At 70.4% G+C, this 7,719-nt stretch carries 8 protein-coding genes and 1 pseudogene; 3 read left to right on the top strand and 6 right to left on the bottom strand.

Annotation, left to right across the window (positions count from 1 at the left end):
- The 4 genes and pseudogenes from RMO85_RS02930 to RMO85_RS02915 all read right to left on the bottom strand — a co-directional run.
- Nucleotides 1–269 (bottom strand): annotated as a pseudogene (locus RMO85_RS02930) (hypothetical protein); the annotation flags it as partial.
- A 22-nt stretch (nt 270–291) separates the two neighbouring features.
- Nucleotides 292–1,737 (bottom strand): exopolysaccharide biosynthesis polyprenyl glycosylphosphotransferase, encoded by a 1,446-nt coding sequence (locus tag RMO85_RS02925; protein ID WP_310526365.1) that lies wholly within the window; start codon nt 1,735–1,737, stop codon nt 292–294.
- A gap of 178 nt (nt 1,738–1,915) precedes the next feature.
- On the bottom strand, nt 1,916–2,605 hold the full coding sequence (locus tag RMO85_RS02920) for a response regulator transcription factor (protein ID WP_310526364.1): 690 nt from the start codon (nt 2,603–2,605) through the stop codon (nt 1,916–1,918).
- Nucleotides 2,583–3,959, bottom strand: coding sequence for an ATP-binding protein (locus RMO85_RS02915; RefSeq protein WP_310526363.1), 1,377 nt, complete (start codon nt 3,957–3,959; stop codon nt 2,583–2,585). Before RMO85_RS02915 ends, RMO85_RS02920 begins: the two co-directional genes overlap by 23 nt.
- A gap of 381 nt (nt 3,960–4,340) precedes the next feature.
- On the opposite strand from RMO85_RS02915, the gene RMO85_RS02910 reads away from it, so the two are divergent.
- Together RMO85_RS02910 and RMO85_RS02905 are read left to right on the top strand one after the other, a co-directional pair.
- Nucleotides 4,341–5,123 carry a LuxR C-terminal-related transcriptional regulator gene (locus tag RMO85_RS02910; RefSeq protein ID WP_310526361.1) on the top strand — a complete coding sequence of 261 codons (783 nt, stop codon included), beginning with the start codon at nt 4,341–4,343 and terminating at the stop codon, nt 5,121–5,123.
- A 23-nt stretch (nt 5,124–5,146) separates the two neighbouring features.
- Nucleotides 5,147–5,932 carry a 3'(2'),5'-bisphosphate nucleotidase CysQ gene (locus RMO85_RS02905; RefSeq protein WP_310526359.1) on the top strand — a complete coding sequence of 262 codons (786 nt, stop codon included), beginning with the start codon at nt 5,147–5,149 and terminating at the stop codon, nt 5,930–5,932.
- Between the two features lie 12 nt (nt 5,933–5,944).
- On the opposite strand, the gene RMO85_RS02900 is transcribed toward RMO85_RS02905, so the two are convergent.
- Nucleotides 5,945–6,883 carry a lytic transglycosylase domain-containing protein gene (locus RMO85_RS02900; protein WP_310526357.1) on the bottom strand — a complete coding sequence of 313 codons (939 nt, stop codon included), beginning with the start codon at nt 6,881–6,883 and terminating at the stop codon, nt 5,945–5,947.
- Nucleotides 6,884–6,948: 65 nt separating this feature from the next.
- On the opposite strand from RMO85_RS02900, the gene RMO85_RS02895 reads away from it, so the two are divergent.
- On the top strand, nt 6,949–7,359 hold the full coding sequence (locus RMO85_RS02895; RefSeq protein WP_310526356.1) for a VOC family protein: 411 nt from the start codon (nt 6,949–6,951) through the stop codon (nt 7,357–7,359).
- Nucleotides 7,360–7,422: 63 nt separating this feature from the next.
- Here RMO85_RS02895 and RMO85_RS02890 read toward each other — a convergent pair.
- A partial coding sequence (locus tag RMO85_RS02890; RefSeq protein ID WP_310526355.1) for a hypothetical protein occupies nt 7,423–7,719 on the bottom strand: 297 nt, incomplete at its 5' end.

Genomic DNA, 7,719 nt, shown 5'->3' with positions numbered 1-7,719 from the left:
GGGAACGCGCGACCGATCAAGCTCGCGTCCTGACGGGCCGGCGAGAGGCCGGGCAGACCGGTCGGCGTGCTCGAGGGCGCGCCGCCCTCTGCCGCCGGCATCTCGGCGCCGTCCGGAGACGACGACTCCGGAGCACTGCTGGGCGTCGCGCCGTCCTGCCCGCTCGAGGCCGTGGGCGTCTCTACGCGGGACCGGGTGGGGACCATGGTCGGTGCGTCCGTCTCCGCACTCGAGCAACCAGCCGCGAGGACGACCACGGTCAGTGCCATGCCTGCAATCCTCAGGGTGCGGTCAGTACGCACCGCGGTGCCCCAGGACGGCGCCGACGGTCCGGCACAGGATGGACAGGTCGAGCGTCAAGGACCAGTTGTCGACGTACTTCACGTCGAGTCGCACCGACTCGGCCCAGCTCAGGTCCGAGCGACCCGACACCTGCCAGAGCCCGGTGATGCCCGGCTTCACCGCGAGGCGACGGCGCGGGTCGAGGTCGTAGCGCTCGACCTCCTGCGGCAGCGCCGGTCGTGGCCCCACCAGCGACATCTGGCCAGCGACGACGTTCCACAGCTGCGGCGCCTCGTCGACGGAGTAGCGACGCAGGAGCCGGCCGATCGGGGTGACCCGCGGGTCGCTGCGCATCTTGAAGAGCACGCCGCCCTCGACCTGGTTGAGGTCGTCCAGATCGGTCTGTTCCTCAGCCGCGGTGCAGGACATCGTCCGGAACTTCAGCATGGTGAACTCCACGCCGTCCCGACCGACGCGCTGCTGCCTGAACAGGCCGGGCCCGGTGGTCTCGGTGCGCACCATCGCCCAGACCAGCACGAGTGCGGGCGACAGGACGATCAGCGCAAAGGCGGCGAGCATCCTCTCGAGCACCTCCTTCACGAGGCGACGCGGCCCGTGAGCGGGGGCTGCGCGGACCTGCATGACGTCGAGTCCGGCGCCCTGCACGACCGAGACCCGGGTGGGGGCGACGTCGAGCAGGCCGGTGCCGATGTAGAGCGGGACGCCGGCGCCGTCGGCGCGCCACTGGAGTCGACGCATGGTGGCGTGGGTGACGCCCGTACCGGGCAGCACGAGCAACGCGTCGCTGCCCGACCTGCGGGTCACGTCGGCGGCGTACGACACGCCGACCTGCACCGGCAGGGAGCCCAGCGGGCTCTCCGGGACGGCCGAGACACAGGCCGCGGAGACGACAAGGCGGCGCGAGGTGGCCAGCTCAGCCATGGCGTTGCGGACGTCCTCGGGGTGCCCCGCCAGGACGATCCGGGTCGCCCGGTCGCCGGGCAGGGGCGTCAGGCCGCTCGCGAGTACGGCGAGGGTCAGCGCGGCGACGATCGGGACCAGCGCGTCGGGTGCGGCCGCCTCGCCGATCAGCGCGTTGGCCAGCCAGCAGGCGATGCCGAGCCCAGCGCCGGAGCGCAGCACCCGGTTGACGTGACTGCCCGTGGGCTCACCCAGCGGGCGAGGGGTGAACCAGCCGTTGCTGGCCAGGAACATCGGCCAGGCCACGACGACGGCGGTCAGGACCGCAGGCTGGACAGTGGCTCCGCCCCACGTCGCGATCACGAGCGCCAGAAGGCTGGCCGTGATGTCGGCGACCGGGCGGAGCCACCGATTGCTGCGGGTGCGTGTGAGCTCGGTGTCGACGATCTGGTCGTGGTGCGCGACCCGCTGGGTAGGGGGCAACGGCAGGTCGCTGATCAGATCGCCGACAGGGGGCACCGTGACTTGCGCCATCTGGTCCTCCCCCTTTTCCGACCACGCGTGAGCAGTGGCTTGAGCCTAGGTAGGTCGGACCCGACGGGCATGCCGCAATTGCGGCATAGACCTGCGGGTCGGACCCGACGGGCATGCCGCAATTGCGGCATAGACCTGCGGCGATGGGCCGGGATGCGCCCGCGGTCCACCCCACCGCTCAGGTGGTGTGCTGCCAGCCGACGTGGTGCGCGAGACCGACGGCCGCCAACTGCGAGGAGACCTCGAGCTTGCCGAGGATCGACTTCACCTGGGTGCGCACGGTCGCCTCCGACACCACGCTGGTGCGAGCGATCTCGCGCACGTTGTGTCCCTCGATCAGAGCGCCCAGGACCTGCTTCTCCCGAGGAGTGAGGAGCTCGAGCCGCCGCCGCATGTCATCGCTGACCATGCGTTCGCTGCGCCAGGCGTCGAGCAGTCCCTCAAGCTCGTCGGACGTCATGACGGGCAGCCCCTGGTGGAGTCGACGGACGGTGCTGAGGGTCTCCTGCAGCGGCCGGCCCTTCGACAGGATCTTGCGGGCACCCTGGCGCACGCAGGCTCCCCACCGGCCGTGATCGTTGGACGCGGTGACCACGACCACGTTGGCGCCCTCTCGAGCCAGCGGGGCGATCAGGGTCATCCCGTCACCGAACCGGCCGAGGTCGAGGTCGAGGAGCACGATCCGCGCGTTGCTGCGCAGCGCCGTGGACCGCAGCGTGGCCATCGAGCCACCCACCTCCGGTAGCGCCAGGCGGCGTACGTCATACCCCTCGAGAGAGAGCGCGAGCTCGAGTGACTCGGCGAACAGGGTGTGGTCCTCGATGATCAGGACCCGCGTGCCGGGCCTAGTGTCCAGCGTCACGGACATGGACTTCCTCCGAACGGCGCGCAGCGGGCAGACGAATGATGAACGACGAACCCAAGGCTGTGTCCGATTCGGCGAGGGTCAACGTCCCTCCGTGCTCGGTCACCAGACGGCGGGCAACACTCAGACCGATGCCCTCGCCGGGTGATTCGCTGCCGTGGACCCCCCAGTCGAAGATGCCCTCTCTCGCCTCGGGGGGAACCCCTGGGCCTTCGTCACTCACCGCGATCTCCACGAGGTCCGCGGCCCGGGTCACCGCGACCCTGCTCGCGGTCCCGCCGTGCGTGGCCGCGTTGTCGAGCAGGATGTTGAGGGCCTCGGCGACGTCGTCCGGCCGGGCGTGCACCGCCGCGCCACCGCTGGGCTCCCACACCACCGTGCGTCCCTGCGCTCGATGCGCTGCGAGGAGTACGTCGAGGGTGGCGTCGAGGTCCACGGGGCCGGGGCTCGCAGGCGGCTCCTGCGTCACCAACCGCTCAAGCCGGTCCAGCTCGGTGCGGATCGCCCGCTCGAGTCGGGCGTGGGTGACGGGGCTGATCGAGGTGTCGTCGAGCAGCCTGGAGGCACTCGCCGTCCCGGCAATGGTGCTGCGGATCTCGTGCAGCTGCTCGCGACTGCCGCGCAGGCTCGACTCGATCTCGAGGAGCGACTCCTCCAGCACGATGGATCGCCGGTGCTGATTGGCCAGCGCATCGCGGAGCATGACGAAGGTGGCGCTGGCCCACAGGACTGCGGCTCCAACCTGGCCGATGGCAGCGGCCAGATCGGTCGCCCAGCCCTCGAACGCGCCCGACCGGGCGACCTGGGCGAGCCCGACCAGCAGGATCGTCAGCACCAGTCGGTTGCGAGACCACTCGCTGAGGTTGTGATCGCGTGCCACCAGCAGCGCGATGGCGAGGTGCCCCACCACGATGGTGATCAGGAGCGGGCCGACGGTGGCCGCGGACGGAGCGACCAGCGACTGGCCGACGGGTCCCGCCGCGTGCAGCACGGTCAGCGCCATGCCCAAGCCGATTCCGACGAGGAGTGGCTGGGGGTTTGGCAGGGCTCGTCCGCCGAGCAGCATGAGCACCAGCACGACAGCCGTCGCCAGCAGGTCGACCGCGGTGGCCCACGGCGCGATGCCGCGGTCTCCTGTCGGCTCCACCAGCGCAGCGGCCGACGACGCCAACACCTGCGCGGCGAGGACCACCATGGCGCTCGCGGTCCAGCTGTGACGCCGACTGGGCGTCGTGAGCCAGTAGAAGTAGAAGGTGAGTGCCGCGATCAGCAGCAGCACCCCGGCCACCAGGCCCGCGATGAGCGCGGCCGTATGAGCCCCCCGGCTGCCTGGCACGGTGGCCAGGACGAGGAGCACGGGGGCTCCTGTCAGTCCCACGGCCAGCAACCCCTCTTGCCAGCCGCTCACAATTTTTTTGGTCGGTTCTGTTTGCACGAATCCACGCCCCATGCCCCTAGTGCCGAGACAAGGCCTCCCCGCCCTGCCAAGACTCCCTCTTCAGTGGTCGTGTGGACCACCGTCAATGGTGCGTTCCCCCGAGGGCCGCTCAACGAAATGTAGGTCTCTTACAGTGATGACCCTCTTGATGATCGACTGATACCCCATTCTGGGCAACCCCCGGCCTAGACGGGCGCGGCGTGTTGACCTTGAAAACCGTTCGACCATCCCCAAATCGGTGGACGTCCGGCCTCTCGCGACGTCCTCAGGGATGCGCTCGGGCATCGTTCACCTACGGGCGTGACGAACGTCCTCGTGATTGCGGGAGAGCCGACGATGCGGACGAGTCTGGTGGAGGCGAAGGCGATGGGTTCCGTGGCCCCGGTCGGCGTCGTGGTGATCTTGTCCCGACTCCTCCTGATCTCCCAGGCGGTCAGTGCGGCACTGCGTGGCCGAGGCATTCACGCCGAGGCCGCGGCGTGGGCTGCGGGCGTGCATCGGGCCACCCACGACCTCACCGAGGCCGACGTGGTCGTGTTGTTCGACGACCTGGAGGATCGCGACTCCGTGCTGGCCACGCAGGAACTCATCACTCGGTCGGCTGCACAGTTCCTGGTCCTGACCCACCGCCCGGAGGGGCCGGCGTGGGGCGCCCTGCTCGCCAGCGGGGTGGCGGGCGTGATGCCGAACGAGTCGTCCTTGGTCGAGGTGGAGGCCGCGCTGGCGCTGATGCGCGGCGGCGGCTCACCCACCTCCTCGACCCGACGCTCGCGGTTGGTGCGGGAGTGGTTCCACTGGTTGGCCGAGGACGATCTCCTGCGAGCGCGGCTGGCCGAGCTCTCGCCGCGAGAGCGCGAGGTGCTCGAGCTGCTGTCCCAGGGCATGCCTGTCGGCGAGATCGTGGTCGACCTCGGGGTCGCCGAGACAACCGTACGCAGCCACATCAGGTCGATCCGTCGCAAGCTCGACGTCGGTTCCCAGCTCGCGGCCGTGGCGGTCGTGCACCGGGTGGGCGCCGGTGCCTTGGACACGATCGAGGGCTCGCGACCCGCGCTGCCCAGTCCCAGGCGCCCGGAGCCGTGAGCGTCCACCATTAGGGTGGCGCCGTGACTGACGCGACTCCGGATCCCGGCACCCTCGACGACCACGCCTTCGCTGCCTGGGCGGCCGAGCAAGCGGGCGAGGTCCTCCTCAGGGTCCGCGCCGACAGCGGCCTCGAGGGCAAGGCCCTCAAGGATGCCGGTGACGCCGCCGCCCAAGAACTGCTCGCCCGCCTGCTCGCCCATCACCGTCCGGACGACGCGGTGCTGAGCGAGGAGGCCACCGACGACAAGGCGCGGCTGCGGGCGGCTCGGGTATGGATCATCGACCCCCTCGACGGCACCCGTGAGTTCTCCGAGCCGCCCCGCGACGACTGGGCCGTCCACGTCGCGCTGTGGGAGGCGTCGGCCGTCGGGGGCGAGCTCACGGTGGGCGCCGTGGCCCAGCCCGCGCTCGGGGAGACCTTCAGCACGGGGGCGCCCAGCGCCGTACCTCCCCGCACGTCGACGCGACCGCGCATCGCCGTCTCGCGCACCCGTCCGCCTGCGTTCGTCGAGGCCCTCGCCGCCGAGATCGATGCCGAGCTCGTGCCCATGGGGTCGGCAGGCGTCAAGGTGATGAGTGTCGTTCGGGACCTCGCCGACGCCTACGTCCACGCCGGCGGGCAGTACCAGTGGGACAATGCCGCTCCGGTCGCGGTGGCCCGCGCCGCTGGCCTGCACTGCTCGCGCGTCGACGGCTCGCCGCTGGTCTACAACGAGGACGACACCTCGTTGCCCGACCTGATCGTCTGTCGCCCCGAGCTGGCCGAGCAGATCATCGAGTTCGTCAGGCGCCACGGCACCGAGTGACGTTCGCGGTCGTCAGGGCAGCGCCTCCGGGTGCTGCTCGAGGTAGCGGTCGACGGGGATCGGCCGGCGCGCCGCATAGCCCTCCTCGAGCCACACACTGCCGCGCTCGGTCAGGTAGTAGACCTGCCAGGCGTGGTAGCCGAGGAGGGCGCGCGGCTGTCGCTGCATCACCTGGGCATGCAGGCTGACGCCGCGGACGTACGCCGCCGAGTTGTTGTAGCGGTAGAGCGCACTCGCCTTGTCCCGGATGAAGCCGTTGGACCTCAGCAGCCGGGCCGCGGCCAGGATGGAGTCGTGCGGATCGTCGATGTCGCCGCCGTTGCCGTAGATGTCCCACGTGCTCGGCAAGAACTGCATCGGCCCCTGGGCGCCGGCGACGGAGGTGCCGCGGATCCGGCCGAAGGCCGTCTCGACGAGGTTGATCGCGGCGAGGTACTCCCAGTCGACGCCGTAGCGCCGCTCCGCCTCGCGATAGAAGCGCTTGAGGTCGGTGGCAGGTGCGGGCGCAAGGATGCGCCAGGCCGGCAGCTCGTCGGCCAGGTCGGCGGAACTGACCGGATGCATCGACCGGAAGGCGAGCCGGGCCTCGACATTGCTGCGGACCTGGTCGCGGAACGTGCGGGGGAGGCGTGCGAGGACACGACGGGTCCACCGCGGATGGGTGCTGACCTCGCGGATCGCCAGCTGCTCCACGTGCCCGGCCAGCCCGATCCGGTCCTGGGACGCCGCCGGGTCGATGATCTCGACCATCGCGGCGTCGAGCAGCCGTGCGGCGTCGGCCGCGTCGGTGGGCCGGCGTGGGCCGTCGGCCAGCGGGTCCCTCGTCGGCTCGCGCTGCGGCGTACTCCTCGACGCGGCGGGTGCTGGGTCGGAGGCGCCAGGGACCGCTGCGCACGCGGGTGCCCCGGCCAGCACGAGGAGTACGGCGAGGGGCCACGCGGCGCGGGTCACCGGGCCAGCGTAAGCGCGAGGAACGTCATTGCCGTCGGTCGGTGGTGGGTGCGAGCCTGAGGGACATGACCTCCTTCATCTCGCACACCGCTGTCGACTGCGCCAACGCCTACGAGCTCTCCGAGTGGTGGAAGCAGGTGCTGGGATACGTCGACGTGGAGGGCGACCCCAACCTGCCCGGCCACGAGGAGTGCCTGATCACAGACGCCGAGACGGGCCACCAGATCCTCTTCATCGAGGTACCCGACACGAAGGTCGCCAAGAACCGGCTCCACTTCGACCTCCGACCGCGCTCGGGCACGCGCGACAACGAGATCGCGCGGGTGCGCGGCCTCGGTGCGACCGAGGTCGGCGACCACCGCGGGCGCTTCGGACCTGGCACCGGCTGGGTCGTCCTCGCTGACCCCGAGGGCAATGAGTTCTGCATCCTGCGCTCCGAGGGCGAGGTGGCGGCCGGTCCGCCGGCCGCGGAGTAGCTCACGCAAGGCAACGACCCCCGGAGCTCGGCTCCGGGGGTCGGTGAGGTGATCAGCGAGCGATCAGTAGACCTGGTAGTAGTCCGTGAAGCCCGTGAACGACGTATCGGACGGAATCCTCACGCTGAACTTGAAGCCGGTCTTGTTCGGAGCCTTGACCCGGAACGCGCCCACGTCGTTGGTCCTGACCTTCTTCCAGGCGACGTACCTCCTGCCCAACTTCCGCTTGAGGACGACCACCTTGTGGGCGAAATTGGGCTTGATCTTGCCGACCAGGAACAGGCCCGGCGTCTTGAAGACAGCCTTGCGCTCCACGGTGACGGCGAACGGAGCCGACTCGCTCGCAGCGTAGTTGTCCTC

Origin of the sequence: Nocardioides sp., from assembly GCF_031422975.1 — a bacterium.
In the GTDB taxonomy this organism is placed as follows: Bacteria; Actinomycetota; Actinomycetes; order Propionibacteriales; family Nocardioidaceae; genus Nocardioides.
This window is presented reverse-complemented; position numbering and strand designations above follow the sequence as displayed.